General features: G+C 60.4%; 27 protein-coding genes, 1 tRNA gene and 2 pseudogenes. 18 read left to right on the top strand and 12 right to left on the bottom strand.

What is annotated here, in order from left to right; genetic code table 11:
- Positions 1 to 7: 7 nt before the first annotated feature.
- The 10 genes from ACMGFG_RS18625 (at position 8) to ACMGFG_RS18670 (ending at position 8,385) form a co-directional block, all read left to right on the top strand.
- The gene (locus ACMGFG_RS18625; protein ID WP_436931816.1) at positions 8 to 157 is read left to right on the top strand and encodes a hypothetical protein; all 150 of its coding nucleotides are present in this window, start codon (positions 8 to 10) and stop codon (positions 155 to 157) included.
- Positions 158 to 266: 109 nt separating this feature from the next.
- A complete protein-coding gene (locus ACMGFG_RS18630; RefSeq protein ID WP_436931817.1) occupies positions 267 to 1,136 on the top strand; it encodes a CehA/McbA family metallohydrolase in 870 nt (289 codons plus the stop codon).
- A gap of 141 nt (positions 1,137 to 1,277) precedes the next feature.
- Positions 1,278 to 3,152, top strand: a complete 1,875-nt coding sequence (locus ACMGFG_RS18635) for an SLC13 family permease (RefSeq protein ID WP_436931818.1) — start codon at positions 1,278 to 1,280, stop codon at positions 3,150 to 3,152.
- 90 nt (positions 3,153 to 3,242) lie between these two features.
- Positions 3,243 to 3,315: transfer RNA gene (locus ACMGFG_RS18640), tRNA-Pro, on the top strand.
- A gap of 213 nt (positions 3,316 to 3,528) precedes the next feature.
- Positions 3,529 to 3,822 (top strand): hypothetical protein, encoded by a 294-nt coding sequence (locus ACMGFG_RS18645; protein WP_436931819.1) that lies wholly within the window; start codon positions 3,529 to 3,531, stop codon positions 3,820 to 3,822.
- Between the two features lie 163 nt (positions 3,823 to 3,985).
- Positions 3,986 to 4,339 carry a hypothetical protein gene (locus tag ACMGFG_RS18650; RefSeq protein WP_436931820.1) on the top strand — a complete coding sequence of 118 codons (354 nt, stop codon included), beginning with the start codon at positions 3,986 to 3,988 and terminating at the stop codon, positions 4,337 to 4,339.
- 576 nt (positions 4,340 to 4,915) lie between these two features.
- Entirely contained in the window at positions 4,916 to 6,721 is a 1,806-nt protein-coding gene (locus ACMGFG_RS18655; protein WP_436931821.1) for a hypothetical protein, read from the top strand.
- Positions 6,722 to 6,784: 63 nt separating this feature from the next.
- Positions 6,785 to 7,132, top strand: a complete 348-nt coding sequence (locus ACMGFG_RS18660) for a DUF7964 domain-containing protein (protein ID WP_436931822.1) — start codon at positions 6,785 to 6,787, stop codon at positions 7,130 to 7,132.
- Between the two features lie 266 nt (positions 7,133 to 7,398).
- Complete coding sequence (locus tag ACMGFG_RS18665) at positions 7,399 to 8,037, top strand: hypothetical protein (protein ID WP_436931823.1); 639 nt, start codon at positions 7,399 to 7,401, stop codon at positions 8,035 to 8,037.
- A gap of 150 nt (positions 8,038 to 8,187) precedes the next feature.
- Positions 8,188 to 8,385, top strand: coding sequence for a hypothetical protein (locus ACMGFG_RS18670; RefSeq protein ID WP_436931824.1), 198 nt, complete (start codon positions 8,188 to 8,190; stop codon positions 8,383 to 8,385).
- A 46-nt stretch (positions 8,386 to 8,431) separates the two neighbouring features.
- On the opposite strand, the gene ACMGFG_RS18675 is transcribed toward ACMGFG_RS18670, so the two are convergent.
- Together ACMGFG_RS18675 and ACMGFG_RS18680 are read right to left on the bottom strand one after the other, a co-directional pair.
- The gene (locus ACMGFG_RS18675; RefSeq protein WP_436931825.1) at positions 8,432 to 9,259 is read right to left on the bottom strand and encodes a hypothetical protein; all 828 of its coding nucleotides are present in this window, start codon (positions 9,257 to 9,259) and stop codon (positions 8,432 to 8,434) included.
- Positions 9,256 to 9,483: a winged helix-turn-helix transcriptional regulator gene (locus ACMGFG_RS18680; RefSeq protein WP_436931826.1), complete on the bottom strand. Its 228-nt coding sequence runs from the start codon at positions 9,481 to 9,483 to the stop codon at positions 9,256 to 9,258. The genes ACMGFG_RS18675 and ACMGFG_RS18680 overlap by 4 nt, the downstream gene beginning before the upstream one ends.
- Positions 9,484 to 9,817: 334 nt before the next feature.
- Here ACMGFG_RS18680 and ACMGFG_RS18685 point away from each other — a divergent pair, with 334 nt between their 5' ends.
- Both ACMGFG_RS18685 and ACMGFG_RS18690 read left to right on the top strand, forming a co-directional pair.
- Positions 9,818 to 9,952 (top strand): hypothetical protein, encoded by a 135-nt coding sequence (locus ACMGFG_RS18685; RefSeq protein ID WP_436931827.1) that lies wholly within the window; start codon positions 9,818 to 9,820, stop codon positions 9,950 to 9,952.
- A 301-nt stretch (positions 9,953 to 10,253) separates the two neighbouring features.
- Complete coding sequence (locus tag ACMGFG_RS18690) at positions 10,254 to 11,291, top strand: tyrosine-type recombinase/integrase (RefSeq protein ID WP_436931828.1); 1,038 nt, start codon at positions 10,254 to 10,256, stop codon at positions 11,289 to 11,291.
- Positions 11,292 to 11,530: 239 nt separating this feature from the next.
- Here ACMGFG_RS18690 and ACMGFG_RS18695 read toward each other — a convergent pair whose 3' ends face one another.
- Together ACMGFG_RS18695 and ACMGFG_RS18700 are read right to left on the bottom strand one after the other, a co-directional pair.
- A complete protein-coding gene (locus ACMGFG_RS18695; RefSeq protein WP_436931829.1) occupies positions 11,531 to 11,872 on the bottom strand; it encodes a DUF5615 family PIN-like protein in 342 nt (113 codons plus the stop codon).
- Between the two features lie 6 nt (positions 11,873 to 11,878).
- A complete protein-coding gene (locus ACMGFG_RS18700; RefSeq protein ID WP_436931830.1) occupies positions 11,879 to 12,187 on the bottom strand; it encodes a DUF433 domain-containing protein in 309 nt (102 codons plus the stop codon).
- A gap of 257 nt (positions 12,188 to 12,444) precedes the next feature.
- Between ACMGFG_RS18700 and ACMGFG_RS18705 the strand changes: the two genes are divergently transcribed.
- The 4 genes from ACMGFG_RS18705 (at position 12,445) to ACMGFG_RS18720 (ending at position 16,698) form a co-directional block, all read left to right on the top strand.
- Positions 12,445 to 12,990 (top strand): hypothetical protein, encoded by a 546-nt coding sequence (locus ACMGFG_RS18705; RefSeq protein ID WP_436931831.1) that lies wholly within the window; start codon positions 12,445 to 12,447, stop codon positions 12,988 to 12,990.
- A 112-nt stretch (positions 12,991 to 13,102) separates the two neighbouring features.
- On the top strand, positions 13,103 to 15,736 hold the full coding sequence (locus ACMGFG_RS18710; RefSeq protein WP_436931832.1) for an AAA family ATPase: 2,634 nt from the start codon (positions 13,103 to 13,105) through the stop codon (positions 15,734 to 15,736).
- A 6-nt stretch (positions 15,737 to 15,742) separates the two neighbouring features.
- Positions 15,743 to 16,027: a DUF7854 family protein gene (locus ACMGFG_RS18715; RefSeq protein ID WP_436931833.1), complete on the top strand. Its 285-nt coding sequence runs from the start codon at positions 15,743 to 15,745 to the stop codon at positions 16,025 to 16,027.
- An 89-nt stretch (positions 16,028 to 16,116) separates the two neighbouring features.
- Positions 16,117 to 16,698, top strand: coding sequence for a DUF7504 family protein (locus tag ACMGFG_RS18720; protein ID WP_436931834.1), 582 nt, complete (start codon positions 16,117 to 16,119; stop codon positions 16,696 to 16,698).
- Between the two features lie 150 nt (positions 16,699 to 16,848).
- On the opposite strand, the gene ACMGFG_RS18725 is transcribed toward ACMGFG_RS18720, so the two are convergent.
- The 5 genes from ACMGFG_RS18725 to ACMGFG_RS18745 all read right to left on the bottom strand — a co-directional run bounded on the left by ACMGFG_RS18725 (position 16,849) and on the right by ACMGFG_RS18745 (position 21,349).
- Positions 16,849 to 17,961, bottom strand: a complete 1,113-nt coding sequence (locus tag ACMGFG_RS18725) for a tyrosine-type recombinase/integrase (RefSeq protein WP_436931835.1) — start codon at positions 17,959 to 17,961, stop codon at positions 16,849 to 16,851.
- Complete coding sequence (locus ACMGFG_RS18730) at positions 17,961 to 18,443, bottom strand: hypothetical protein (protein ID WP_436931836.1); 483 nt, start codon at positions 18,441 to 18,443, stop codon at positions 17,961 to 17,963. Before ACMGFG_RS18730 ends, ACMGFG_RS18725 begins: the two co-directional genes overlap by 1 nt.
- Positions 18,444 to 19,218: 775 nt before the next feature.
- Positions 19,219 to 20,103 carry an IS1595 family transposase gene (locus ACMGFG_RS18735; protein ID WP_436931843.1) on the bottom strand — a complete coding sequence of 295 codons (885 nt, stop codon included), beginning with the start codon at positions 20,101 to 20,103 and terminating at the stop codon, positions 19,219 to 19,221.
- Positions 20,104 to 20,135: 32 nt separating this feature from the next.
- On the bottom strand, positions 20,136 to 20,384 hold the full coding sequence (locus ACMGFG_RS18740; RefSeq protein ID WP_436931837.1) for a hypothetical protein: 249 nt from the start codon (positions 20,382 to 20,384) through the stop codon (positions 20,136 to 20,138).
- 77 nt (positions 20,385 to 20,461) lie between these two features.
- Positions 20,462 to 21,349 (bottom strand): hypothetical protein, encoded by an 888-nt coding sequence (locus ACMGFG_RS18745; protein WP_436931838.1) that lies wholly within the window; start codon positions 21,347 to 21,349, stop codon positions 20,462 to 20,464.
- Between the two features lie 114 nt (positions 21,350 to 21,463).
- Here ACMGFG_RS18745 and ACMGFG_RS18750 point away from each other — a divergent pair.
- Positions 21,464 to 21,604: pseudogene (locus ACMGFG_RS18750) on the top strand (IS4 family transposase); the annotation flags it as partial.
- 54 nt (positions 21,605 to 21,658) lie between these two features.
- Here the strand turns inward: ACMGFG_RS18750 and ACMGFG_RS18755 are convergent.
- The 3 genes from ACMGFG_RS18755 to ACMGFG_RS18765 form a co-directional block, all read right to left on the bottom strand.
- Positions 21,659 to 22,909: an RNA-guided endonuclease InsQ/TnpB family protein gene (locus ACMGFG_RS18755; RefSeq protein ID WP_436931839.1), complete on the bottom strand. Its 1,251-nt coding sequence runs from the start codon at positions 22,907 to 22,909 to the stop codon at positions 21,659 to 21,661.
- 844 nt (positions 22,910 to 23,753) lie between these two features.
- On the bottom strand, positions 23,754 to 24,272 hold the full coding sequence (locus ACMGFG_RS18760; protein ID WP_436931840.1) for a hypothetical protein: 519 nt from the start codon (positions 24,270 to 24,272) through the stop codon (positions 23,754 to 23,756).
- 1,388 nt (positions 24,273 to 25,660) lie between these two features.
- The gene (locus tag ACMGFG_RS18765; RefSeq protein ID WP_436931841.1) at positions 25,661 to 26,062 is read right to left on the bottom strand and encodes a hypothetical protein; all 402 of its coding nucleotides are present in this window, start codon (positions 26,060 to 26,062) and stop codon (positions 25,661 to 25,663) included.
- Positions 26,063 to 26,176: 114 nt separating this feature from the next.
- On the opposite strand from ACMGFG_RS18765, the pseudogene ACMGFG_RS18770 reads away from it, so the two are divergent.
- Positions 26,177 to 26,784, top strand: a pseudogene (locus ACMGFG_RS18770) (IS6 family transposase).
- Positions 26,785 to 26,952 lie beyond the last annotated feature (168 nt).

The raw sequence follows: 26,952 nt of genomic DNA on the forward strand, positions 1-26,952 counted from the left end.
CCTCGTGTTGGCCGACGACCGACAAACGTGTTGTGGCGGGCGCGACCGGAGGCGTCGCCCGGCCGACGACGCGTTCCTGCTGCTCGGCGGCATCCGGAGGGGCGAGGATCCGTACGACATCGTCGGGACGATGGAACTGCGCGACGACGAGCGGTGACCGGTGCGAACGAGACGGCGATCGATCGCGGTAAGGCGACGGTACTCCGTGGTAGCCCGGCGCGCGCGAGCGCCCAAGACTTATGCCGGTCGGTAGCCTGAAGTAGGCAATGACTGCCGGAACCGGGCCGGACTCGGCCCGAACTATCACCCTGGACGCCCACGTCCACACCGACGCCTCCTACGACTGCTCGACGACGCCCGAGCGCGTCGTCGACGCGGCGCTGGCCGCCGGCCTCGACGCGGTCGCGATCACCGACCACGACGCCGTCGGCGGCGCCCGGCGCGCGGTCGCCGCCGCCGCGGGGACCGACCTGCTCGTCGTGCCGGGCGTCGAGGTCTCAACGGCCGAGGGCCACCTCCTCGCGCTCGGCGTCGACCGGGCGCCCGCGCCCGACCGGCCGTTCGCCGAGACGGCGACCGCGGTCCGCGAAGCCGGCGGCGTCGCGGTCGTTCCCCATCCGTTCCAGGTCAGCCGCCACGGCGTCCGCCGGTCCGTCCTCGCCGACTGCGAGGTCGACGGGGTGGAGACGCGCAACGCCGTCGCGGTCACCGGGTACGGGAATCGCCGCGCCCGACAGTTCGCGGCCGCGGAAGGGTACCCCACGGTGGGCGGCAGCGACGCCCACCGACCTGGCCTGGTCGGCCGGGCGTTCACCAGCGTCACGCTCCCCGCGGGCGTCGACTGGGCGACGATGACCGTCGCGGACGTGCTGGCGGGGATCCGCGCGGGCACCGCGACCGCGCAGGGGACCGTCACGACGCCCGTCGAGTTCGCGGCGACCTACGCCTGGCACGCCCGCGACACCGCCGCGACGGCGCTCGACTCCGCCCGGTCCGCCGCGGGGACCGGGCGGTCGGCCGCCGGCTCCCACCCCGCCGTCGGCGCCGGCGCGGTGCTCGGTTCGGCCCTGCTCGTGGGGTCGCGCGCCGGGCGCGCCGGCCGTCTCCCCCGGCGGATCGCCGGCCGAGTGCGGTAACGCGGCCAACCGCCGGTCGACCTCCCCATCGAGTCCGGCACGCCGAAGCTCCCCGAGTCCGGCACGCCGACCGCCTCCCGCCGCTCGCGCCCCCACGGGCGATGAGTGGTCTTTTTCCGGCGTCCGCGCGACTGTGCGGACGTGCCATTCGGGATCTCCGCGGGCGCGGTCTTCGTCTTCCTCGTCATCCTCGCCGCGCTGGTCCTGTTCGCCACCGAGCCCGTCCCCGTCGACATCACGGCCATCGGCGTGCTCGTCGCCCTGCTGCTCGTCGAGCCGCTGTCGGCGACCGCCGCCGACCTGGGCCTGCTCGCCGACCCGCTGGTCGTCCTGAGCGACCCCGCCGACGGCCTCTCGGCCACCGAGAACGGCCTCTCCGGGTTCGCCAGCTCGGCGACGCTCACTGTCCTCGCCATGTTCGTCCTCTCGGAGGGCGTCCAGCGCACGGGCGTCGTCCAGATCCTCGGGTCGAAGATCGCCGAGTTCACACGCGACAGCGAGTCCCGGCAGCTGGGCGCCATCATCGGCGTCGTCTCCCCCATCTCCGGGTTCATCAACAACACCGCCGCCGTCGCCATCCTCCTGCCGATGGTCACCGACCTCGCCCACGAGGGCAAGACCTCCCCCTCGAAGCTGCTCATTCCCCTCTCCTACGCCTCGATGTTCGGCGGGATGCTCACGCTGATCGGCACCTCGACGAACATCCTCGCCTCCGAGCTGTCCGGGCGGCTCATCGGCCGCACGTTCACGATGTTCGAGTTCACGCAGCTCGGCGTCGTCCTCTCGGTCGTCGGCGCGGCGTACCTGCTGACGGTCGGCCGCTGGCTGACCCCCGAGCGGATCCCCGTCGCCGAGGACCTCACCGAGGAGTTCGAGATGGGCGAGTACCTCACCGAGGTCGTCGTCCGCGAGGACTCGCCGATGGTCGGCGAGACCGTCCGCGAGGCGCTACGGGACACCGAGTTCGACGTGGACCTGGTCCAGCTGATCCGCGGCGACCGGGCGTTCACCGAACCGCTGAACCCCAAGACGATCCGGGCCGGCGACGTCTTCGCCGTGCGGACCGACCGCGACACGCTCGTCGCCCTCTCGGACGCCGAGGGGCTGGACCTGCTCCCCGAGGTCGACGTGGACGAGGCGGAGCTCGAACAGGCCAACGAGCGGGAGAACCTCGTCGAGGTCGTGGTCGCGCCCGGGTCGAGCCTCGTCGGCGAGTCGCTCGCCTCGGCGAACTTCCGCCAGCGCTACGACGCGACCGTCCTCGCCCTGCGGCGCGGGCCGGAGCTGTTCCGCCAGCGGATGGACCACGTCCGCCTGCGCGTCGGCGACACCCTGCTGATCCAGGGCACCCCCGACAGCGTCGAGCGGCTCAACGCCAACCGCGACTTCATCGTCGCGGGGATGATCGAGCGCCCCGACTACCGCCGCTCGAAGATCCCGGTCGCCATCGGCATCGTCGCCGCCGTCGTCGGCGCCGCCGCGGTCGGCCTCCTCCCCATCGTCGTCGCCGCGCTGACCGGCGCGCTGGCGATGGTGCTCACCGGCTGTCTCAAACCCACCGAGATCTACGACGCCGTCCAGTGGGACGTGATCTTCCTGCTCGCCGGCGTCATCCCGCTGGGCATCGCCCTGGAGAACACCGGCGGCGCCGACCTCATCGCCGACCTGGTCGTCCAGTCGGCGACGATGCTCCCGCCGCTGGGCGTACTTGCCCTGATGTACCTCGTCACCGCGCTGCTCACGAACGTCATCAGCAACAACGCCAGCGTCGTCCTCATGATCCCCGTCGCCGTCGAGGCCGCCCGCCAGCTGGGCGTGAACACCTTCTCCTTTATTCTCGCCGTCACCTTCGCCGCCTCGACGGCCTTCATGACCCCCGTCGGCTACCAGACCAACCTCTTCGTCTACGGCCCCGGCGGCTACCGCTTCTCCGACTACCTCAAGGTTGGGACGCCCCTGCAACTGATCTTCGCCGCCGCCACGACTCTCGGGATCTACGCGTTCTGGGGGCTGTGAGGGTGTTTTCGGAGGAACCGGCGAGGATTCGGAGTCCGAACGGGTGCGCAGCGAAACGCTTTACCCTGCGTCCCACCGAGTAGACGACGCGGGATCGTGGGGTAGCTTGGTAACCTTCAGCGTTTGGGACGCTGTACCCCCAGTTCAAATCTGGGCGATCCCACTACACCCATATACCTTTTCCCGGGTGCTCTGATAGGTAGCGGCCGCTCTCGTCGGGCCGCTGACCGCGGCGATTCAGTCACCCGGTCGCGGTCGCATCCGGAGCTGATCGCGTCGAGGAACTCCATCGAGTTCGTCCCGGCCAGCCAGTTGCGAGCCGCGACGGACGAAGAGGTCCGCGAGGCCGTCCGCGCCGTCGAGCGAGGTGATCGGCGTGTCTGAAACCGAGTACGGCACGCCGTGGCCGCCCGCGAGTTCGGACGAGTCCGATACCGACGACGAACCGACAGTCGACTCCGAACCGGACGAGACGCCGGACCGGTACACTCCGGACTACCTCGCGGAGTACACCGTCTCAATGACTCCTCGCGGTGACCTCTCGCTGCACCTCTTCAACCCGGCTCTGGCTCCGCTGTACGCTGTCCCGGGAGACACCATCCGCGTCCATGACCACCCGGATGGCATACTCCTGACGCACGCCGACCACGAGCGAGGTGGTCAGTCGTGACTGCCTCCTTCCTCCGCCGACTCGGATTCACCCTGGCGTGCTACTTCCTGGTCGGCTGTCTGGTCGTTGTTCTATTCCCCTGCATCTGGCTCAGCCGAGCAGCCCGTACTGTTAGCACCGGCTTTCAGCGGAAAATCGGTCAGGTTCAGAGCGGTGATCCCCGATGAGTGAGAGCGACGACCTCGATCCCGTCGCTCGCTCCCGTCGGGAACGGCGACGCGAGTGGTTAGAGCGCCAGAAGCCGACCGTCGAGGAGCTGAAACACTCGTCTCGTCGCCACTACTGGAAGCACGCGGACATCGACCCGCCGGACTGGTGGTTCGAGCGACAGCCGAACTACCCGGAGATCACCGGGCCGACCCGAAACCGCGAGTCCGGGCCAATCCCGCCGGAAATCGACTGGTCGGACCTCAAAGCCTACCGGTGTCGACACTGCCGGCAGGGCTGTATCAACCCGCTCGACTCCGGACCCGCTGAAGAGGGCGAGTGCCGCGCCTGCCACCGGATAGCGGACTGAGATGGGTCCGGTCGTCCGGCGTCTGCCGTCCGCGCAGTCGCACGCTCCCGACGGTCTCCCCTCGCTCGCCCAGCTGCACATACCCGCGAGCGAATGCGCGCGCCGATTCCCCCTCAATGGGGGTGAGGCGCGCGCTCCGAACTCACTCGCATCACACCAGATTAGCGGCAAGTATCTCCCCCACCGCGGCGACGCACCCAGCGGAAGCGCAGCGCGAGCACCGCGAGCGCGAGAACCGGGTACGGGCGGAAGCGGCCCCCCTCCCATGGGGGGTCGACCCGACCCGGCCCGCAGCGAGCGAAGCGAGCGAGGACCGGAACCGGCCGGCACGGCCTGCCGGCCGGCCGACCGCTCGTGTTCTCTCGACACACCAGTCTTCCGAGGTGTTTCGGCATGAGCGGCCAGGGGTGCGGTTCTCGGCACACCAATGAGACTAACTCTGTAACGCCCTCTCAGCCCGGTAACTCCGCCGATGGTGAGCGCGAGTTACCGACCCCGGCTGAGCGCGTTGCAGAGTTCCGCGAAGAGTACGGCCACCTGGCGCAGCTGCGACTGACGGACGTACCCGGACAGAAGTTGCGCGAATCGCTCCTGGAAGAGCATCGAACCGAGGTCGAGGTCGAACCGCTGACCGACCAGGAGGACGGGACGACTGTCTTCGAGCTGGACAAGCGCGTGCCGCTCACCTGGGAAGCGGCCGTAGAGCAACTGCTGGAATCCTACGAGGACTCCAGAAACACGACGCTGAAGCTCGAACGCGGCTACGAAGGCCACCCGGAACACGACGTGTTCCACAAGGACGCCGAGACCTCGTGGATGACCTCGTACCAGAAACGGTACTTCGCCGAACTGAAAGGCTGGGTCCGCGAGACCATCGGCGGAACCCGCCCGAGCGGCGGCGACTGCGCCGGGAAGTTCGAGAATCCGCACGTCGCTATCCTCACCCGGACGGCATCGTCGGTTCCGACCGGCGACCGGCTGGCTCCCGTCGACCATGCGACCGACGTAGATGAAGCGTGGAGTCCGGTCTACGACAAGATTCGGAACCACCTTCGGTCGCTCGGGTTCGACAGCGACGATTGGGACTACTACCGGAAGGAAGAGCCGCACACGTCCGAACGCGGCGGTTCAATGAATCGGTGCTACACCCACGAACACACGATGCTGATCGTCGACGGCGCGGTCACCGCCGAGGACTTCCGGCCGATACTGGAGAAACACGTCGAGAAGTGCGACGCGGCCGGTGCCGACGCCCACCGGAACAAGCCGTGCGCCGAACACGCGGACAATGCGGCGAGCGACTGGAACGCTGCCGTCTCCGGGTGTCCCGACTGCGACACCCCGGTGTCGGTGTTGCCCGCCGATGAGGTCGAGGACGTGGCGGCCTACGTCGCCAGCTACACCGGCATCAAGCCCGCCGGGCTGCTGGAGCGGTCGGTCGAGTACATCGCCTGGGCAGCGACGCAGTGGGCCGCCAACCGGAAGCGACGGACGCGCTCGAACGCGGCCGGCTGGGCGGCCACAGCGGACGCCTGTAAACAGCGGTTCGAGTCCGACAAGAGCGACCAGGAGGTGAACCACGGCGAGGAGATCGCCGTCTCCGACCGCCGCGGCGTCGAGTTCGAGTGCGCCGAGTGCGGTTCCCCGTGGGGCATCGACCAGGACCAGACGCTGACCTCCGCGCGGCTGTCGGCTGCCGAGACCGCCGATTCCACAGCTGTCGCTGACGGTGGTATCGAGGTCCCCGACCGCGAGGAGCAGCTGCGCGAACAGTGGCCGTCCGCGACCGCCGCGGCGACGGTCGGGGAGACACCGACCGAGCGCAAGAAGCGGCAGGCTATCGAGTCGCACTTGGAGAGACATCCGAACGCCACGGTGACCGAGGTACTGGGTTCGTGTTCGCTCCCGCCCGGCGACGCGAGTCTCGTGCGCGAGGTGATGGCCGGCGTCGACCGTTCCGAGGTGGTCGGCTTCGACGACCCGCCCGACTGGCGGCTCGACGCGGTGATCGTTGACGACGAAGAACACCCGGCCGCGGTCGGCGGCGGCGTCGACATGGCTGAGGTCGTGATGCCCGTCGAGCGGTTGATGCGAGAAACCAGACTGCAGTACCACGGCGAGGAGCAGTCACCGACGATCGTGGTTCACGGGTCGGACGGTCCCGGCGAGTCCGTCGCGTCCTACGAGGCTCGTGGGCAGGCTGCCCGGTTAGTCGAACTCGGTTTCACGGAGCCGTGGGCCGCGGAGTTGCGTATGGAGTTCCAGCGGCGACACTCGGACAAATCACTTCACGAGGTGTTTGAATCTCGGGAGGCCTATCCTCCGCCGGCAGTCGACCCGAACGCCACTGATCCACACGAGATTGGCGAAAATAGCGGGTAGAGACATCAATCCCAGTCAGTACCAATTGGCAATTTAGTGTCCGGAAGTCACTTTTATATATTAATGCCAGACAACCAATATACAACCGTGTTGGATTCGTTACCAGACCGACCATTGTCGATTGAGGAAGCCGACGTATTGGCAAACTCGGAGCCTGAAGACGCTATAATCGCACCTCTCACAGTAATGGCAATCGACGGCGAAACGAGTTGCGTTACTCTCAGTATTGCACGAGAGAAAGCCGAGATGACGTATTTAATGGGTTATTCCCCTTCAGAAGGCGGTTGGATTCAGATCCAATCTTGGACTAATGAGGAGTGGACCATAGAAAAGCAGGACACTGCTGTAGAGAAGTGGGTGAGTGCCAACTTTCACGAGGGAGCTGAACACTCTTTCCTCGAAGTTGATTAGACCCCAAAACCTAGTTACTCTACAATAGTACGTCAATGTCTATTGGAAAGAAGTCATTCAAATTGGTACTAAAGGAACTGAAAGATAGGTTCGTAACGGTTGTCGTCTCGGCCTTGATTTTAATCATATCTCTCCTCATTCTCAATAGTCAATTCCAGTTTTATGAGGTTAAGCAGCCCTCATTTTTAGCCTCTGCGTTCGGTGCTGCTGGCACTTTAATCCTAGCCTGGGTTACAATTAAGAGTTTGAAGCAAAATGAGGTTTTGATGGAAAAACACCAAGCCGAAATTAAACCAGATTTAAAACGAGTTAGTGAATACTCAATTTCTGAAGAGGATGAAAACAAAATTCAATTTAAATTAAAGAACGTAGGGAGAGGCGAAGCTTCAAATCTACATCTCAAGCCCCAGGTGTATGTATTAGAGAGTGCTGATGATCAGGAAGATACAGATGAAGACGTGATGAGGGAGTTGACAGAATTATCAGATTTTCTTAAAGATGAGGAGACTGAGGATATCCCAACCCTTACACCACGCTCGGCCACACTGGATGGGTTACATAAGGACTCAGTCATGTCTTTTAGACATGGTGGTGTCCTAAGCGCTGGTGAATCTAAAGAATTTGAGGCTCGAATTCATTTTGATAATATAGATAGGGCACCGACTGGTGATTATGACGAGGATGAGTATCCGAGCACAGTCGTATATTCTCTGTTTTTAGAAGTGATGAAGAAAACAGACGCGTCAATGGTTGGTATTCAATTTAAGATAGCGTACGAAGACATTCTTGGGTACACAGGCAATTGTACGTTACAAGGACGTAGTTTCGAGGTCACTGAAGTTGATGAAACAGAAGACACCCTCAAAAGTTTTCAATTTGATAAAAAGGTATTTTACAACTGGTGAATGGTCGTGGCGACCATGCCGACGGCCCAACTGAGAGCAGTCAGCAAGTGAGTTCCCGATACGTCGCCGACGACTGAGTCTCCGATAGGAGAGCGAACTGCCGTAGAACGGTCCCGAATACTCTAGTGAGTGCGCGATAGAACATAGTTCATGGCCGTGCTGGAACATATCCAGACAGGCGAGCGGCGCGAGATCGACGGCGAACTCCCGTTCGGTGCGAGCTACGTGGTCGAAGGCTACGACGAAGAGAACGACGAGCTGTGGGAAGAGGAGCGCGTCGACCTCGACGGCGAGACGTACATCGTCATCGACGATGGTGTAGAGATGACCTCAGTGAGAAACGGGTAGATCTATTCACCCATATAATGTGTATTTGACATTAGTGTGGCCTGATTTAATACTCACTCTTACTATCCTCTATTGAGGCAGAAATCGATCGATGAACAATACCTTCTAGATCTGGGAGAGCATGAAGTGGTTTCTCGGTGTTTACTCGGATTGTCTTGTCCCATCGGAAAACTTTGGACTTTACTGTTTGATCTAACTGGTCTTTGCCTTCAACCCACATCCGACATTTCACTTTATCAATGTCCATATCTCGTAAAACAGTAATAAAGAAGGACAGATTTGCTAACTTTTCATGCCCCTCTTCATCAAAATAATGAACTGTTGGCTCTGCGGTAAATGGTACGTTTTGTTCTCTAGGTGCGAGCCCCGCACTACGGGCAAATTGGGTCTCATTTTCATCAGACCGTTGTAATCTTTTTCTTGATGCGATGATGTTCATTTCACCGATGTTCTTTGGGAATATCTCGGTTCTAAGTCTTACATCTGAAATTTCTGACCCACTCAAGTTCGATAGCTTGACTTCGATTGATTTGTCATCATATGAAATATCGTTTACATCCAATTCACCGCTCAATTCAGACCGTTTTAATTCAGTTTGAGACTCTAAAACCTGCTGTTGCTGAAAGTACAAGTAAACGAGTGCCCCAGATAGAAACAGAGTGACGGAGATATCCATTAGTTGCAGGGCGTGACCCATGTCAAATAGTCCATAGAATCCTGCGGAAAAGAGTGCCCCTAAGATTAGCACACCGGCTGATATTAAGACTGTGAGGATAATCGATTTCGAGATTTCAATTTCCATGTCGTAGATCTCTTGCTTGGCTTCGCGGACAATATGTAAAAGTTGTTTTAACTCTCCGATTACTGATGTCATTGTTCTTCTGATTCATGATCTACCGCCCACCAAACCCACCCTTGACCCGCTTTTTTTCCAGCAATTCGGCCTTTATCATGCAACCTTTTCAACCGCTTTTGAGCAGCATTTTGTTTAATAGGTAACTCATTTGCAACTTCCCTTGTGGATAAAACAGGGTCAGACGCCTCTTCGAGCACAGCGATGATCTCGTCATCAGAGGCGTCCGGCTTTCGCCCAGCCATTAGCCTAATGCAGGAACCTATCACGGTTAAATTATCACGTTCTGGACGGATTAATACTTGTAAAAGTAATATTACTGAAAAAAGTATTATTGCGTCCAAGAGTAACAATAGGTTACGGGTGCCGATTCGACCTGTCGTTCGGTAATAGGTCCCCTTCAAGGAAGTGCGGACCCCGCTGTAAGGGCAGCGGGTCCGCGTGGCTCCCGTATCCGAGGTACGGAAGCATGCCGACCGAGACACCGCGAGACTATGAAAGTCTCGCACCGACCGCTGCACAGCCTGCCGACCACCAACCCGTCGCGGACCCGCGCCGATCACGCCGGAGGCCGACCCGATGACGGACGACCGGCTGTTCGTCTGCGCGGCGTGCTCGACGGTGACGTTCGAGCCGGTGCGCGAGTGCCCGGCCTGCGGCGACACGGACGAACCGCTGTCGCTGGCATTCACCTTCGAGCGAGGTGAACCGTGACCCGTCAGTCGACTCTGGAGGCCCGTGACCCGGTTCGCCACAGTGACTACCACCTGAACGGATCGGTGCTGTCGTGACATCAATGAAATCCGATAAAAACTGTCTGTTTGGGCACAAAATGATGTCACACACCAAAACCGAAAGTCGGCTCTTAGTCGGTGAAGGGCGAATAAGTCGCGGAATTTCACTTTCACAAGCGTGGGATCGTGCCTTTAGTGGCGCCTGTAGAAAGTTGGAGGTGTCATGATGAAAACGGTCCCCATCGCAGGACTCCAGCGACCAGCGGAGGTGTCGGCGGACGATGACTGACCGGCGAGACGACCCGAGTGAGCTTCCAGTGCGCGATGCGGTGAGTCGGTACCTCCGACGGCGGCGAGCGGACGCGACGGACTCCAGCGTCTACTCGTGGGAGTACCGGCTGAAGATCTTCATCGAGTGGTGCGAGGGCATCGGCATCGAGCGAGTCGGTGACCTCCGCCCGGTCGACATCGATGAGTTCTACGACATCCGCAGCGGCACGGTCGAACCGACGACCCTCCGCGGCGAGATGTGGACCCTGAAAGGGTTCATTGAGTACCTCGACCAGCTGGGCGCGGTCGAGGACGACCTCCAGGACGCGGTGCGTATCCCGAACGTCGAGAAGGAAGACCGCTCGAACGACGAGCGGCTCGTTGAGGACGACGCGCTCGCGTTGATCGGCTTCTTCAGGAACGACGAAGCGGCCAGAGCGAGCCGCAACCACGCGTTCCTCGAAATCGCGTGGCACACGGGCGCTCGGATCGGCAGCATCCGCGCGCTCGATCGACGCGACGCGAACCTCGACGAGAACTACCTGGAGTTCAACCACCGGCCGGACACGGACACCGGGCTGAAGAACAAGCGCGACGGCGAACGGCCCGTCGCCATCCCGAGCGAGGTGTCCGACGTACTCGAGGAGTACATCCGCGGAGACCGCTACGACGTTCACGACGACCACGGCCGCGCCCCGCTGCTGACCAGCACCCACGGACGGCCGGGCAAGAACACGATTCGCGTCTGGTCGTACCAGGCGACCCAGCCGTGTCTACACTCCCCGTGTCCGCACGGCCGCGAGCGCGAGCCGTGCGAGTACACCGAACACGCTCACGCGAGCAAGTGCCCATCCTCGCGGAGTCCGCACAAAATCCGCACTGGGTCCATCACCTGGCAGTTGAACATCGGCATCCCACCCGAGGTCGTCGCCGAGCGGGTGAATGCGAGCCTGAAGGTGATCGAGCAGCACTACGACAAGGAATCTCCGCACGAGCGGATGGAGCAGCGGCGACGCCAGTACATCGAGAACATGGAGACCGACCTATGACGAATCCCGATACCACTTATCAGTCCGAAATCGACCGACGGCGTAGTGACAGTAAAATAAGTTATACACTGGGCGATCCCACTTCTTGCTCTATTGCCGGTAGTCGACCGATCTGAACCCTCGCGAGCACGTATCGATATATAGTATCACGCGGGATCCGTACGCGATGTGTCCCGTTCATTCGCGCAGTTCCCTCCAGAGCGTTCCATAGGAGCCACCAGAATATGGATGGCCTCTGATCACAGCCAGTTCTCGGTCAGGTAGACTACCGGTGGGAGGCTTCCGGGTTCGTCGAAGTGGTCGGTGATGGAACTGACGATCCGGAAGATCTCGAACGGGGACAGATCCTGATCCGGGCAGTAGAACACGCCGGCGTGGTCGCCGTCGGGGTCGGCGAAATGGTCGTCGTAGGTGACGACGATCCGGCCTGTCTCGCGAGCGTACCGCCGAATCTCGGCGTCCGGCGTTCCGACTCCGAGTGTCTCGACCTCGACGACACGCTCTACGTCGTGACCGTCGCGGGCGAGTTTCCGGGCGAGGTCGGCCTCGACGTTCTCGTCGAGGAGCAACGCGAGCCGCATATTGCGCTACTCCTGTTCGTCAGTGAGGTCGCCGGGCCCGGTGACGACCCGTGGGTCGTCTTCGGCCGCTCGCCGGCGGTCCTCCCGCCGGTCACTGATGGCAGCCATCTCTCCGGGGTGCTCGTGGTAGTAGGCGAGTGCCCGGTAGATGTCGGCTACGTCCACGTCGAAGCGGTCCGCGACGGTCTGCGGTTCGAGACCGCGCGTCTCGACGAGCTCGTGGACTCGATAGACACCGATACGGGTGTCGTCGATACGCGGGTCGCCGCCGAGGACTTCCGGCGTCGCGACGATGCGGGCGCTCTGCTGAGCCATCCTGTCGCGAGATAGACGGCGATTCGATAAAAGTGTTCGTCGAGTCGGTGCTGGGTGAAAACAATGCCCCCGATATCGAGGGGGTCCACTGACGGTGTGACACGCCCAAGGTTCGAGTGGCCGAGGGGCACTCGGCCACGGGGCGGACAGCGAGGGCGACCGTACCCCTGATATCTCTCTCTTCGGGCCCGCAGTCGGTCCGGGCTCCTAACTGGTTTGGCCGTGTGCATTTTACCCGCGAGGGAGTCCGTAGTGGTATGAACTCCGCACGCGGCGACCGGCCGGTCACCGGGATGGAGGTGACCGGGGAGTGGGTCCGGGCGGTCGCCGCCGGCGTGGAGAAGTTCTCGGCCGACTCGCGGGAGCCGGCGCTGGTCGTACTCGAAGACGCGGACCTCGTCGGGGCCGACTCCGGGGAGTGGTACCCGCTCGCGGGCTACGTCGACGCGGTGGCGTCGATCCACGATATCGTCGGCGACCAGGCCGTCCACGCGCTCGGCCAGCGCATCGCCCGCGCGGTGTCGTTCCCCGACGACACCGAGGGCGTGGCGGCCGCGCTGACCGCCCTCGACGTGGTGTGTCGGGCCGGCCACCGCGGCGGCGACCCGGGCGGGTACGCCTTCCGGCAGATCGGCACCGCCGACGGGCGCGTCGAGTGCCGGACGCCCTACCCCTGCGCGTTCGACCGGGGCATCGTCGAGGGCGCCGCCGTCGCCCACGCCGACGGGTTCGTCCGCGTCTGCGAGGTCGGCGCCTGCCGGAGCGAGGGCGCCGACCGCTGCACGTACGACGTGAGCTGGTGACCGCGGGACGGGTGCGCCGGGCGAGCCGGCGGCGGTTCGCCGCCCGCGGTGTTCATTTTCGCTGTGGTTTGCGAACCTTCTTACCCGAGGGAGGGCTAACCTGGCCCAGTCAATGGCGCGCGCCGAGAACACCGAGCTGATAGACTCCTTCGAGGAGCTCTATCGCGACTACTACCGCAACGAGATCGGCGAGCTCGCCCAGAAGTACCCGACCGAGCAGAAGTCGCTGTATCTCGACTGGAAGGACATCCACCGCTTCGATCCGGACCTGGCCGACGACGTGCGCTCCCACCCCGAGGAGCTCCGGGAGTACGCCGAGGAGGCCCTGCGGCTGTACGACCTGCCCGTCGACGTGAAGCTCGGGCAGGCCCACGTCCGCGTCCACAACCTCCCCGATACCACCGACATCCGGGAGATCCGCGCCGACCACCGCGGCCAGCTCATCGCCGTCCGCGGCATCGTCCGCAAGGCCACCGACGTGAAACCCAAGATCACCCAGGCCGCCTTCGAGTGCCAGCGCTGCGGGACGCTGACGCGCATCCCCCAGGAGTCCGGCGACTTCCAGGAGCCCCACGAGTGTCAGGGCTGCGAGCGGCAGGGGCCCTTCCGCATCAACTTCGACCAGTCGGAGTTCATCGACGCCCAGAAGATCCGCGTCCAGGAGTCCCCCGAGGGGCTGCGCGGCGGCGAGACGCCCCAGAGCATCGACGTGAACATCGAGGACGACATCACCGGCGAGGTGACCGCGGGCGACCACGTCCGCGTCTCGGGCGTCCTCAAGCTCGACCAGCAGGGCAGCGAGCAGGACCAGTCGCCCATGTTCGACACGTACATGGAGGGGTTCGCCGTCGAGATCGAGGACGAGCAGTTCGAGGACATGGATATCTCCGAGGAGGACAAACAGGAGATCATCGAGCTCTCCGGCCGCGAGAACATCTACGACGAGATGGTCGGCGCCATCGCCCCCTCCATCTACGGCTACGAGCGCGAGAAGCTCTCGATGATCCTCCAGCTGTTCTCCGGGGTCACGAAACACCTACCTGACGAATCTCGCATACGTGGAGACCTCCATATGTTGCTGATAGGAGACCCAGGAACCGGAAAGAGCCAGATGTTATCATATATCAAAAACATCGCGCCGCGTTCGGTCTACACCTCGGGGAAGGGCAGCAGTTCGGCCGGTTTGACCGCTGCAGCTGTTCGCGACGACTTCGGGGACGGACAGCAGTGGACGCTGGAGGCGGGCGCGCTGGTCCTCGCGGACCAGGGTATCGCTGCGGTCGACGAGCTTGACAAGATGCGCTGTGTCACCGGTGACACGCTCGTCCACTTCGGCGACCGCGTGACGAGGATCGACGACTTCGCACGGGAAGCCGCGGAGGACGGCAACATCGAGCAGCTTCCGAACGGGCGGACGATCCGCGATGTCGACGCGACCGCGTGGACGATGACCGACGACGGCTCGCTGATCGAGCGGCCAGTCACCGCAGTCCACGAGTACGGCGCGCCCGAGGAACTGATTCGTGTGGAACTGGAAGCGGGGAAGTCTCTTACATCGACCGAGGATCATCCATTCTTTGTTAAGGAAGACGGAAGTCGGGTAGAGAAGTCGGCTGAAGAACTAGAGCCCGGTGACAGTGTGTTTGCGCCGGCCCCGGAGTTCTTCACCGCGGCCGACGGTGGGATGGTCGACACTGTAGGAGCGAACGATCGCACGACAGATACCCGGCTGCTCACTGTCGAATCGGTCGGGACGGTCGCCGGAGCCACAGAGAAGGTGTACGACCTGACAGTCGAGGGGACCCACAACTTCGTCGCGAACGGGATGGTCGTCCACAACTCCGAGGACCGCTCGGCGATGCACCAGGCACTCGAACAGCAGGAGATCAGCGTCTCGAAGGCGGGCATCAACGCGACGCTCAAGTCCCGCTGTTCGCTGCTCGGCGCGGCCAACCCCAAGTACGGCCGGTTCGACCAGTACGAGCCCATCAGCGAGCAGATCGACCTGGAGCCGGCGCTCATCTCGCGGTTCGACCTGATCTTCACGGTCACCGACCAGCCCAACGAGGAGAAAGACCGGAACCTGGCGGACCACATCCTGCGGACGAACTTCGCGGGGGAGCTACACACCCACCGGGTGGAGTCGAACTCGTCGAACTTCAGCGACGAGGAGGTCGAGTCGGTCACCGACGAGGTGGCGCCGACGATCGAGCCCGAGCTCCTGCGCAAGTACATCGCCTACGCCAAGCGCAACTGCTACCCGACGATGACCGAGGAAGCCCGCGAGGAGATCGAGGACTTCTACGTCGACCTGCGGACCCAGGGGACCGACGAGGACGCGGCGGTGCCCGTGACGGCGCGGAAACTGGAGGCGACGGTGCGGCTGGCCGAGGCGTCGGCGCGGGTCCGGCTGTCGGACAGGGTCACCCAGGAGGACGCCGCGCGGGTCATCGATATCGTCCGCTCGTGCATGGAGGACGTGGGCGTCGACCCCGAGACGGGCGAACTCGACGCCGACATGATCGAGGCGGGCACGTCCAAGAGCCAGCGCGACCGGATCAAGAACATCAAGGGGCTCATCGAGGACCTGGAGGACGAGTACGACGAGGGCGCGCCGGTCGACGTGGTCGTCGACCGCGCCGAGGAGGTGGGGATGGACCAGTCGAAGGCCGAACACGAGATCGAACAGCTCAAACAGAAGGGCGAGGTGTACGAGCCGCGCACCGACTACCTCCGCACCACGTGACCGGTCATGGACCGCATCTCAGCGCTGCGCAACGTCGAGGACGCGCTGGCCGCCTTCGAGGACGGCGAGGTGGATCTCGCGGGGCTGGAGCGGGAGGTCCGCGGGACGCTTCGGACGTACGCGACGGAGTTCGAGGGGGAGCTGTCGGCCTACCGGGCGGTCAGCGAGGCGGACGCGAGCGTCGACGGGACGGTCGTGCTGGCGGGGTCGAGACAGGGAGCCCGCGAGCGGGTGCGCGAGCTCGTCGACCGGCCCGGTTCGTTCGCTGTCGAGCGGTTCGACGGGGCGTGACCACTCGGGACCGGCGGGATCGCCCCGCAGGTGCCGGAACGGAAGGACTTTGGGCGGGCCGCGGCTACCTCGGGTAGACCGACACTGGGATGACCGACCTGCACTCAGAACTGGCCGACGCCAGGACCGTGTTGCTGTCCGCGCCGTCGATGACCGGCGGCGAGGCCGAGGCCTGTACCGACCTGTTGATCCCGTCGAACCCCGCGGACGCGACCGCGCTGTGGGTGACCTTCCGCGGGGACGCGACCGACTGCGTCGACCAGTGGGTCGGCGAGACGGGCGAGCGGCCCGCCGACGCGACGGTCGTCGTCGTGGGCGAGTCGCCCGGGAGCCGCCCCGACGGGGTCGCCGTCGAGCACGTCTCCTCGCCGAGCGACCTGACCGGGCTGGGGATCGCCATCGGCGAACTGCTCTCGGAGTGGGAGACGCCGCCGGTCGTCTGCTTCGACTCGCTGACGGCGATGCTCCAGTACGTCGACGTGGAGACGGCCTACGAGTTCCTCCACGCGGTCACGGGGCAGCTGTACGCCGCCGACGCGCGGGCGCACTTCCACATCGACCCGACCGCACACGACCGCACGACCGTCGACAGCATCGCCTCTCTGTTCGACGCCATCGTCGAGTTCGGCGACGACGGCCCCGAGATCCGCAAGCGACACCTCCTCCAGTAGCGCGCACCTGACACTCGTTCGTTCTGTCTGTCCGATAGCTTTATGTCGGGTGGCGGTACGATCGCCGCCCGTGTTGCTGGTGGTGACCTACTCGCGGGCGGCGTGAGCACGGAGGGAAGGCCGGTACGCCGACGGTGGACCGAGAGATGCTCACTCTAACAGCGTGAATATTTGCTTCCGGTAGATGGGTTCGATGTCTTCGTAGTAGGTGTGCAGATAGTCGTCAAGCGAACAGCGCTCGTCAAACGAGCTATTCCCTATCGTATCTCCCCGCATGTACTGCACTAGTTCCTGATTGAGGTCCTGGTCGATCTTCCAGAATGTCGTGAAGTAGTGCCGGCCGAAGTGGCTTGTGACCGCTCTGTGGTCGTCTGTTTCGGCATATTCCGGTAGAAATGCGTCTTTCCAGAACTCGTTGATTGCTTCCCGGCTTGGAGAGTTTATATACGACTCTGAGAGGAACAACCACGGAACGTCCGTCTGTGGCCGTATCAAGAGATATTGGTGCAGTAAGTCCCGAACTTCGTCATCGAGTGGCAGGATTCGTGGTCGACGGGATTTGTTTCCGTCGCGCTCATCGCGTGACGGGACGTAGAGAGCGTTCTCTCGATCGGTGAGACTGTCATGCGCCCCAAGTTGGGGATAATGCGTCTTCAGCTCGGAGTTTTGTAACTGAATATCCGTAAGCTGAATGTTGCAGACTTCGCCGGCTCGCAGCCCCAATTTTAATTGCAAGGCGATCACGGCCCGTTTCTGGATGTGCGTGACACCACGAACCTTCTCCTGCAGTCTCTCCAGCGGGATCCGAGGGGGTTCTTTCGTCTCGGATCCATTCAGGTCGAGTTTGGACGCCGCCAGAGAAAACGGGTTGAAGTCTTGTGGGTGTGGGAAGGCTGGGTGGTCCTGCCAGTAGCGATATACCTTATTGAGCCGCCAGATCTTTTGTTTGATCGTTCGCGGGTGGTTCTCCCGTTCTTCGGCTAAATACTGAGCAAAGCCTTTCACGTGGTCCACTGCCGGACACGCTGGGTGACGGCCTTCCTGCTCCATGAACGAGCGCCAGTGTTTGAAGATGGTCCGGTAATTCCGGTGGGTGGCCTCAGAGAGATTGTTCGCTTGGACTACGTCAGCGAGGAATATGCTGAAGGGGTCAACATCTATCGTCTGGAAGATCTCAGCATGACCAGCTAAGGGATCTGTGTCGTTGTCGAAGGCAGCCGCGAGCTGCTCCCGTTGTTCATCAACGGAGTTGTTTTCGTCCATCATTCTGTGGTATTGGTCCGGCTGCGAGCAATTTTGAAGTCCCACAGCTCGCCGGTCTTGGGATACTCAGCTGCTGCCATGAGTATCGGGTGATAGACGTGTGGATGCTCCGTATGATACTGGAGCCACGAATAGAACCGGAGTACTTTGACCCAGTACTCCCGGTAGACCGTCGTCTTCTTTCTCGTCTCTAGAAGATCTGCACACCATCGCTCCGCGTCTTCGGGTGTTGCGAGGGCATGGTGGCGTCCGCGACTCTCCATATGCTCTTTCCAGTATCGCCCTGCTTTCCGTGCCGTCTCACAGTACCATTCTGACGCGCCGTGGGTTTCACGTTGCGCTGTAACGAACTCGTCCCAAACGTGACGCCCTGAATAGGCTTGTGAGTATTGACGGAAGCGGTACTGGTCTGGAACCTCAGCAAGTTCCGTGAACACCCCCATCTGTTGTTTCGGATCACGAGGCTTCTCGGCTGTCGTCATGTTGACTCACTCCCTCCGGTCTTGTTCAGAGAGGTCTCAACCAGCATCCCGAAATCGCCCATGTGTTGCGGACAGGTGTGGAACTCTCGACTACTGGTGTCGATATGGATCTCGTTCCGAGCGGCAATTCCATCCGCTTGGAGCGAGAATTCGAAGGCTCCTTGCTGAGTATACTGTTCTAATACGGCCAAGAAGTCCAGTTGGTCGGATGATTGCATGGTTGTCTGGAACGCCCACACAGGAGCGCCCCGCCCCTCGGGGGCGCCGATAAAATCACGTGCAGAACGCTATTCGATCCGATTGGCGCAATAGCCGCTACGGAAGCGTTCAATCAATAGTATAACGCTCTTGAGAAGTAGGTTGTTGGTACAACTGGCGACATTCGCTCTGAAGCAGTAGAACCGCGGGTTCAGTTGGTGGTAACTACGATTTGATCCCGCTTCACCAGATCTTTGGTAATTGACGGACTGCAAGATAGCTCTCCACAGACTATTTCTTACTCAAGAACCTATTATATAATATTCAACATTATGAGTGAACCACTTACCCGAACAAACTGCCCTAACTGTGGTGGGACAGTGAAATTCCCTGAAAAGGTGACGGGTCCTTCATTCGACCCTACTGAAAAAACCAGAGGCGGTGTTCCGTACTTCCCAAACGACTTTGATGAAGATGAAGTGGCATTTGGACGGTGCGGAGATTGCGGTCAAGGATTTGCGGCCAAATTAGCCGGGCAATAGTGTAGTACGCCTGTACGAAGCACGAATCTGGTGAGTTACAGCACGGTTCGAACAATTTCTTTGAGAGCGCCTCGACCAGGTTTGCGTAGGATGCGTCGGCGGAGTTGGAATGCTCTGAGATACGGCGTCAGTTTGTCTTTGGATACGCCTCGGTGTGGCGAGAGCCACTGTCGCACCAGCGATGCGTGGCTCTCGCAGGTGTTGACGTGAGCGTCGCCATCGACGTATTCGCCCTCTGCGTGAATGACCGTTTTTCGTTGGTAGGTCTCGTCGTCTTCGAGTGGATCGTACGCTCGAAATCCGTCAGTATAAACGGTCAGAGGCTCCTCCTCGCGGTCACCGAGGAGGAGTCGCACAGTCGATTCATCAGCGGATTTCGCTGGCACGACGTATCGCTGACCGCTGCCACGATCAACGAGTGTGAACACCGGTGGTTTGTCATCGTCGTATGATCCTCGCCCACGCGTGGATAGACCCCGCGAGTGCGACTCCTGGTCGCGCTCGCGGCCCTTCAGCCCCGCAGTCACGTAGACTTCATCGATTTCGACCGGGCCGACAAGATCGATGGCTGGCGCGTCAAGCGTTCTGGCAAACTGCTCAACGCGCCGCCGAAGTGACCGGTACGAGACGGTGAGTTCAGCTTCCAACTGGTGGATACTCGTGTTGAACCGAAGGAACGAATAAAACGCAAACAAGAGCTTGTCGAGGCCGATCTTCGCGTGCGCAAAGATCGTGCCGGTCTTATCGTTGAACGTGCGGTCGCAATCCTTACAGAGATACCGTTGATACTCTTGATAGCTGCCGTGTTTGATTACTGACTCAGACCGGCAGCGGGGGCAATAGAGGCCATCGCGCCAGCGAACCTGCTGGAGCATGTTCGCGGCGCTCGCCTCTGAGCTCAGCACTTCGAATGGGAACATATCGGGTGACGCTGCCGCGTCACCCTTGCCCACTACGCTTCTACAGTGCCACCTTTACCTGACCAACAACCTGCTTCCCAAGAGCGGGAGATGCTGATGAAGCGCTCGATATAGCTACATCCTGATTGGAGAACAACCCCGTCGAAGTTCGCGATCTCACCGGCGTCGGTGAGCGGGTTGCGGACTATTTGGCTCTTCGGCGAGGGGTTGCTGACCTCAGCGCTGCTCTCGAAGAGTTCGAAACGGGTGAGTTGCAGGACATAGTTCAGGACCGATTTCACGACGACCTCGATACCCAGCTTCCGTAGAAGACTTCTTCTGCACCTGTAGGGTTCGATGTTTCAGGCCTGCACCAGAGTCAGAATCGGTCAGGTGTATCGAAAGTTTCCGGCGGGTCCTCAATGAAATCCCGGAGCCAGGTTAGGGCTTTTTCGCTGTCCTGAAATTCCTCCCGTTCAGGAATTGTACCACTTCTGTAACTATCGACACGAACACGGTGCGATACTGAAAGAACTGTGTCGTCAAGTCTGTCGGATCCACCTACCCGTTCGAGATACCAATCGGGTTCGCGACGGCGAAAGACGGTTACATCCTGAACTCGGGTTTCTGCTCTGGTCAGGAGACGATCAAGCGACTCTTCGCGGGAAGTTCGGCTGAGATGCGCCGTGATACTCGTCCCGATTCGTTCGCCGTGCTCGTACTGTTCGATATCGAACCCTTCAGACGAACCGTCGTCTAAGCTGCGGAGGTGGTCCAGGAGCTCCGCATCGAGGTCACGAATCCACTGCTCTATCTTCCCGATGTCTCCTCCCAACTCGACGAGAACCTCGAACTTTGAGTCAGTCCGATGGGTCGTGAGCAGTAGTTCGTTCATCCCGAGATCGCCTTTTTTTACAAGCCTCCTCGAGAATAGCTGCACTACAGGGATTTGAGATTCGTTTAGTCTCTTTTGCAGGGGGGCAATATCATACCGGGGTGCGTCGTCCACTAGTTCGACAGTCAGAGAAGCCAATACCTCACGAGAAAAGAATTCACTAGGCCATGGGCGCGAGGCTTTCGAACGTACCTGTATATCTACGTTCTCTATAGCCTGAAGCTCCCTGGTGTCTGGCACCCGGGTTGCCACTTCATCCGTCAATTCAGCCTCACTTCGATAAGTAGCGCCTCTTACAGAGGCATATGCCCTGATTATAGGCCTCACAAGTACTGCCGATAAAACGCCCACTATACTCCCGATTCCCAACATTGTCTGTCCCTCGAATTCCCGGTTGTTGTATTCGTTAATGACATCCCGAATAAATCGCCCATGGTCTTCATCAACCGCTACTGCTTGCTCGCCAATGACAGTAGCGGTGAGAGCAACGAGATCGGAGAGTACCTCGGCTACTCGCCACCGTCGTTGCTGAAGCGGCTAATCGAAGACGCACAGAAGATCCACCAGAGGCGACCGCTACTGCAAGAGACGCTCGCTACCGCTACGCAACCGAGGTGTGAATCTTAGCTAAAGACGAATGGCAGTCGTGTTCACACGAAAAGCCCGGAAGGGGTTATTGAGCTACCCGCCGCGTTCACGGGTTTCAGCGTGGACTTCCGTTCCAGCCTCTGGCGAGCCAGGAGAATAGCCTCCGTTCACGGTCAACATCCCGCTGTTCAAGCGCACGCCCAAGGGTGCGCCTCCGTCGCCGCCAGTTTGGGTGCGACGGAGATACCGTAAACCGATGTTCTTCGCGGCGTTGTAGTCCGCGTGATTCTCGTAGCCACACTCACCACAGCCGAACGTCTCGCCGTCCCGATTGTTCGAATCTGTGAATCCACAATGCGAACATCGCCGACTCGTGTCCGCTGGGTTGACCTGTTCGACCGCAATCCCGTGTGTGGCAGCCTTGTACTCGGCGTACTCGTACAGCCGGTCGAACGCCCATTTGTGCCCCCACGACGCATTCGTTCGCTCGCGGATGCCGGTCAGGTCCTCGAACGCGATGACCGTACAGCCGGTCTTACGGGCTTCTGCGATCAGTTCGTTGGCAATCCGGTGAAGGAGTGTCTTGAATCGGCCCGCCTCTGTGCGACTGACCGCTTTGATCGCCTCGTGTGCCCAGCGAGTGCCACACTGCTGGAGATCACTACGGTGCTGCTCGTATTCCCTGCGCCAGTGATTGAATTCGTCGCCACTCCAGAACCGACCCGTACTGGTGACGGCGATGTTGTCCACGCCGAGGTCCACCCCGAGAACCGTTCCGTTCTCGGTGGCTGCCTGGTCCGACGTGTCGGACTCCACCTCCCGTTTGCAGTGGATGTGGAGCATCCAATCGCCGTCTCGATAGTGTAGTTCCGCGCCCGTCGTCTCGTAGTCGTCTGCGAGCAGGTACTTCCCGTGTGGAGTCCCACAGGCGTCGTTAGGGAGTACGTAGTCGGCTCTGACGCGTCCCTCGGTGGTGGCGAGGGTCACGTACTCGTCGTGGAACGTCGCAGTGCGATGGTCGTAGACGACGTGTGGACTGGTGAACTCAGGCTTGCTCGCCGCCTTGCCCTGTTTCCAGCGGGCCACGACACTCCGACAGGCTTCGGCTGCTTTGTTCCGAGCGGCCTGGACGAGTCCGCCGTTGAACCCGCCGGTCTGCTCGCGGATGTCGTCGTAGGTTTCGTCGTCCAGCGTCGTCTTACTGGTCGTGACGTGCTCGCCCTCGAAGGCGTGATCGACGACGTACTGCGCCGACCACAGGAACGCGTCGACCGTGTCTTCGAGGAGTGCAGCTGCCTCGCTATCGACGTCCAGTTTCACGCGGACGGTTCGTCGGATCTCCATCGGTCAACTCAACCGCGTAGTTGCAGCAGTCCGTCGATCCGAGTGTTGGTCAGCCGGATTGGCGTGACTCCCGTTGTAGGCAGGAACCATCCCTGCAGACCGGGAGAATGCGACGGCATCGTATCGAGTGCGCGTTGCCACTCGTGTCGGAGATGTCTGTTGTTCCAAGAGATGCATTGTTTCGAAAGCACCCGAATGTGAGCGCCCCGCCCCTCGGGGCGCGGATAAAACGAACCGTGCGGTGCGAGCTTGGCTTACACCGGTATCGCGATGGCGGATCAGCCACAGTCCGGACGAGAGTCGACTACCGGAGAGAGTTTATACGCGGAGCAGGCGCAATCCCACGGCCTGAAGGCCGTGGATCCGCGCCGTCAACTTGGGGGAGAATCCACGTTCGACGCCCCTTGAGTTGCAGAATACCGGCGTTTAAGTGACGGGCCGCAGTACAGTGGTGTAGGAATTGGTCGGAACGGAGCGGATTCCGAACCGTCCTTCGGAGGCGGCCTGTCCGCCCACGAAACGAGGCAATGTCCGAAAGATCAGTCGGTGAACGTCACATCTTCGAAGGGTGTATCAACGTGCCGACTGCTCACAGCACGCGACACGATACCCCCAACTCCGCTGACGCCTGCTGGCGTCCCCGTGGCCAAAACAACACTGGGACGCCAAACACGGTTGAGGAGAGGGGTAACGGCGGCTTGGCACCGCCAGCAGTCCACCACACCGATGCCGTGGGACTACCGCGCCCGAAAGGTGTGGTAATCCGGTGACCGGACTGCAGACCTGAAACTCCCACCGCTCGGGATTCCTCCGCGTTTACGCGGAGGAGGGTGTCAAGGTGCCCTCAGTTGTCGAGATGCTCGAGAATCTGGAGGAATCGAAATGCAAGTTCGTTCCGCTGGGCGTATGTGGAAGCTGCGACGTCCCGTAGTTCCTCGATCCGGTCGGCGTATTCACTGTTCATCACGAGTTCGAGTTCGGCGTCCGTTCGCGCCTCGAATTCGGTCGCGACTGTCTCTAATTGCTCCGCCGATGCGTTCGGGACCTTCGGACTCCAGAACTGGAAGCGATGTGACTCGGACGGCCCAAATACACGGTCAACGTAGGCTTCCGCGTTGGTGAATTTCCTCTCGACTCTGTCGCGGTTCTCGGTGGCGTTTCCGTAGCCGAGTCCGCGAAGGTGCGTCGCGACTTCACAGGTGATCACCTCCGGCTCGTCGCCTGGCTGGAATCCGATCACGTCGACCTCCATCTGTTCGCTCGCCAGTGGTGAATGCTGCCCATATGCGACGACTTCGCATTCTTCGACCAGTTTCAGGTAGGCACCGACCAGCATCTCACCGGCTTTCGGCTGTGTGGCCATGGTCATCAAGTGATGTACTACTGTGAAAAACCGGGTGCACTCTCCCCATCAGATCTAGTCGCCTGAATCGTCGCCGGATCGATCTGAGACTGTCCATATTCTCCCCAAATCGTGGTCGGATGAGATGATGAGAGCCTCACTGACGACATCGGTCGTCGTGTTGGCGAGGAGGGGCGCTACGGCCAATATATAATATAACAAATGAACCGTAGATTCCGATATTCGGTGCTCCAACGGAATTACATTAATATATGTAATCTTATACTTAATCTGGTTTTCTAGGTCTGGGCTATTTTGGATCTTTCATCAGGAGTCGCGTCACGCCACCCAATTCATATTTGGGATATTATACTTCCGTCGTTTTGGGCCCAGCCATGCTCAGCAAGTACCACAGTCCGAACGCTCTATTGAGCTAGCACGACCACCATCAGCGGTTCCCTGAAATTCGTCCAAGGGGGTAAATAGCCGGTTTTCGATGGAACACCCCTTTCAAATCGAGGTTTTCGGCAGGTACAACCTGGGCGATCTCCCGCTACATATTGGGGGATACCCGGTGCAGCGCGGCTAGAAGGTGCATGAGTGAGGAGAGCGAAGTTCCGAGTGTGTGGTCCAAATACTGGGTTCTGTAGTGTATCAGACGTTCTATACCGTGATTCGGAATGTCGGACTCGTCGCCAAAAGTGTCAGATCCACTCTCGACTCACTAGCCTGAATCGTAAATAGTTAGCAGTAGAGCGGGTGTTCTGCTAAGTATGGGACACCCCAGACACCGTATAAGTCTACCTTTGAGCCGGCTCCGCGCTCGCTCTCACTGGGGATTTCACAGGGTTTAGCCAGTCCGGGTGTCCGATAGGCGGGTCACCCCCGTATTTCGGATCATCTAGACGCGATCAGGCACAGATCCACTCTATACTAGCGGTGAAGGGACGCCCTTGTATATCCGGTAATGTCCCATTCAAACTGCTGATTTCGTCACATACTGTAGTTTGGTGGGGGTTGTACTGCACCACGACCAATGCTGCCTGATCAGGAAGCACAACTAGTAGCGTTCTGGGCTGAGATCCCCGGTGTCTCAATTCATCAATGTATGTCGAGATAGATATATTTCGAGGTCTTGCATGGTTTACCACCATCACTTAGATCCCAAGTCGAAGAACTTGGGGAGATATGATAAATATAAAAATTTTGATTGGAGTGCTGAGAGACTGATTTCGAGCTACGCACTCCAATTTGGAAATCCGACAGATATACGAATTCTGACTATAATATTGAATGGGTTGTCGCGCCGTCTCAGACCACAGGAGCCTTTAACAGAGAAGGGACCTGCAACGGTCAGCAAGACCCGACCGGTTACCGGTAGGTGGTCGTCCGCCGAGACGGACCGCGGTCTACTGTTCGTCGAGCCACTCGCGGGCTTCGTCTCTGCTGCCGGCCATCACGTAGGTAAAGGGCAGGTCCTGGGTCTGGTCGACGAACTCCTCCATCTCCATCTCGGAGATGACGCTGTCGGAGTGGACCGAGACGCTGTACTCGATGCCCGCCTCGATCTCCTTTGGGATCCACTCCTCCTGGAGCCAGCGCTTGTCCTCGTCGTCGTGGGCGCGGATCCCGCTCGTGTCGATGAGCACCTTCGACTTGTCGTTGCGCCGGATCACGTCGAGCAGCTCGTTGCACCCGTCGCGGAACTCCTGGCCGGCCGCGAACTCGTCCCAGGTGAACAGTATCGCGTCGATCTCTTCGTCGATCTCTATCGTGTACTTCTCCGCGTCTACCGCGATCTGCTTCGGCATATCTCATCGACTCCGATTTTCCCTCATGAATGCACTCCCCCGAGTATCAGACGCGATAAATCAGATAAGTCGGTCGCTAATATCTCCGATCTTATCAAACGGACGAATGTGTAAATGCAGACTTCAATAGATTTGGATTTTGTGGAGCGCGAGCGGACACCCGAGCCGGCGATGGCGCTCGGTATTCAATCGCACGTTGCGGGACTGTCGCTGTCGAATACCGTCGAATTACTCGACGCTCTGGGTGTCGAGCGGAGTCATAAAGTGGTCCACGATTGGGTACAGAAAGCCGATCTACAGCCTGAATCTGGCCGATCACGAATCAAGTCGCGCTCGACGAAACAGTGATTCGGATCAACGACGAGCAATTCTGGCTGTACGCCGCTGCAGACCCGCAAACCAACGATCTGCTTCACATCCAGCTGTTTTCCACGACCACAACCTCATTGACCGAGATCTTCCACCGCGAACTGCGAGACAAACACAATGTCGAGAACGTCGTCTTTCTCGTTGATGGCGCTCAACACCTCTAAACCGCGCTGCAACGAGCTGGGCTCCGATTTCAGATGCGTCGCCACGGAAATCGCAACGCTGTTGAACGGATCTTTCGCGAGCTGAAGCGCCGAACCTCGTCGTTCTCAAATTGCTTTAGCCTCGTTGACCCGGAAACCGCCGAATCCTGGCTTCTAGCCTTCGCTCGCTGGCATAATGCTACTAACTAAACACCGTCATTATTCTAGTCCTCAATTTCATACAGCAGAATGTTTACTATACGCTCTTGCGAAGTAGATTGTTGACGGCGAGAGCTGCGGCTGAAAGTCGAAGAGGGCAAGGGCACCGCGCCAGCGGTGCCCGATATGATCCCATGGAGCCGATTCATCTCGGAATCG

This window comes from Halosimplex halobium, assembly GCF_051414055.1.
Lineage (GTDB): Archaea > Halobacteriota > Halobacteria > Halobacteriales > Haloarculaceae > Halosimplex > Halosimplex halobium.

Excerpts from the sequence above, each read along its gene's own strand:
- ACMGFG_RS18705 (WP_436931831.1), top strand. The coding sequence starts at position 12,445 with ATGAACTCCGCACGCGGCGACCGGCCGGTCACCGGGATGGAGGTGACC.
- ACMGFG_RS18725 (WP_436931835.1), bottom strand. The coding sequence starts at position 17,961 with ATGGACGAAAACAACTCCGTTGATGAACAACGGGAGCAGCTCGCGGCT.
- ACMGFG_RS18680 (WP_436931826.1), bottom strand. The coding sequence starts at position 9,483 with ATGGCTGGGCGAAAGCCGGACGCCTCTGATGACGAGATCATCGCTGTG.
- ACMGFG_RS18675 (WP_436931825.1), bottom strand. The coding sequence starts at position 9,259 with ATGACATCAGTAATCGGAGAGTTAAAACAACTTTTACATATTGTCCGC.
- ACMGFG_RS18715 (WP_436931833.1), top strand. The coding sequence starts at position 15,743 with ATGGACCGCATCTCAGCGCTGCGCAACGTCGAGGACGCGCTGGCCGCC.
- ACMGFG_RS18670 (WP_436931824.1), top strand. The coding sequence starts at position 8,188 with ATGGCCGTGCTGGAACATATCCAGACAGGCGAGCGGCGCGAGATCGAC.
- ACMGFG_RS18755 (WP_436931839.1), bottom strand. The coding sequence starts at position 22,909 with ATGGAGATCCGACGAACCGTCCGCGTGAAACTGGACGTCGATAGCGAG.
- ACMGFG_RS18685 (WP_436931827.1), top strand. The coding sequence starts at position 9,818 with ATGACGGACGACCGGCTGTTCGTCTGCGCGGCGTGCTCGACGGTGACG.
- ACMGFG_RS18720 (WP_436931834.1), top strand. The coding sequence starts at position 16,117 with ATGACCGACCTGCACTCAGAACTGGCCGACGCCAGGACCGTGTTGCTG.
- ACMGFG_RS18710 (WP_436931832.1), top strand. The coding sequence starts at position 13,103 with ATGGCGCGCGCCGAGAACACCGAGCTGATAGACTCCTTCGAGGAGCTC.
- ACMGFG_RS18650 (WP_436931820.1), top strand. The coding sequence starts at position 3,986 with ATGAGTGAGAGCGACGACCTCGATCCCGTCGCTCGCTCCCGTCGGGAA.
- ACMGFG_RS18765 (WP_436931841.1), bottom strand. The coding sequence starts at position 26,062 with ATGCCGAAGCAGATCGCGGTAGACGCGGAGAAGTACACGATAGAGATC.
- ACMGFG_RS18690 (WP_436931828.1), top strand. The coding sequence starts at position 10,254 with ATGACTGACCGGCGAGACGACCCGAGTGAGCTTCCAGTGCGCGATGCG.
- ACMGFG_RS18695 (WP_436931829.1), bottom strand. The coding sequence starts at position 11,872 with ATGCGGCTCGCGTTGCTCCTCGACGAGAACGTCGAGGCCGACCTCGCC.
- ACMGFG_RS18745 (WP_436931838.1), bottom strand. The coding sequence starts at position 21,349 with ATGTTGGGAATCGGGAGTATAGTGGGCGTTTTATCGGCAGTACTTGTG.
- ACMGFG_RS18730 (WP_436931836.1), bottom strand. The coding sequence starts at position 18,443 with ATGACGACAGCCGAGAAGCCTCGTGATCCGAAACAACAGATGGGGGTG.
- ACMGFG_RS18660 (WP_436931822.1), top strand. The coding sequence starts at position 6,785 with ATGCCAGACAACCAATATACAACCGTGTTGGATTCGTTACCAGACCGA.
- ACMGFG_RS18760 (WP_436931840.1), bottom strand. The coding sequence starts at position 24,272 with ATGGCCACACAGCCGAAAGCCGGTGAGATGCTGGTCGGTGCCTACCTG.
- ACMGFG_RS18735 (WP_436931843.1), bottom strand. The coding sequence starts at position 20,103 with ATGTTCCCATTCGAAGTGCTGAGCTCAGAGGCGAGCGCCGCGAACATG.
- ACMGFG_RS18700 (WP_436931830.1), bottom strand. The coding sequence starts at position 12,187 with ATGGCTCAGCAGAGCGCCCGCATCGTCGCGACGCCGGAAGTCCTCGGC.
- ACMGFG_RS18630 (WP_436931817.1), top strand. The coding sequence starts at position 267 with ATGACTGCCGGAACCGGGCCGGACTCGGCCCGAACTATCACCCTGGAC.
- ACMGFG_RS18665 (WP_436931823.1), top strand. The coding sequence starts at position 7,399 with ATGGAAAAACACCAAGCCGAAATTAAACCAGATTTAAAACGAGTTAGT.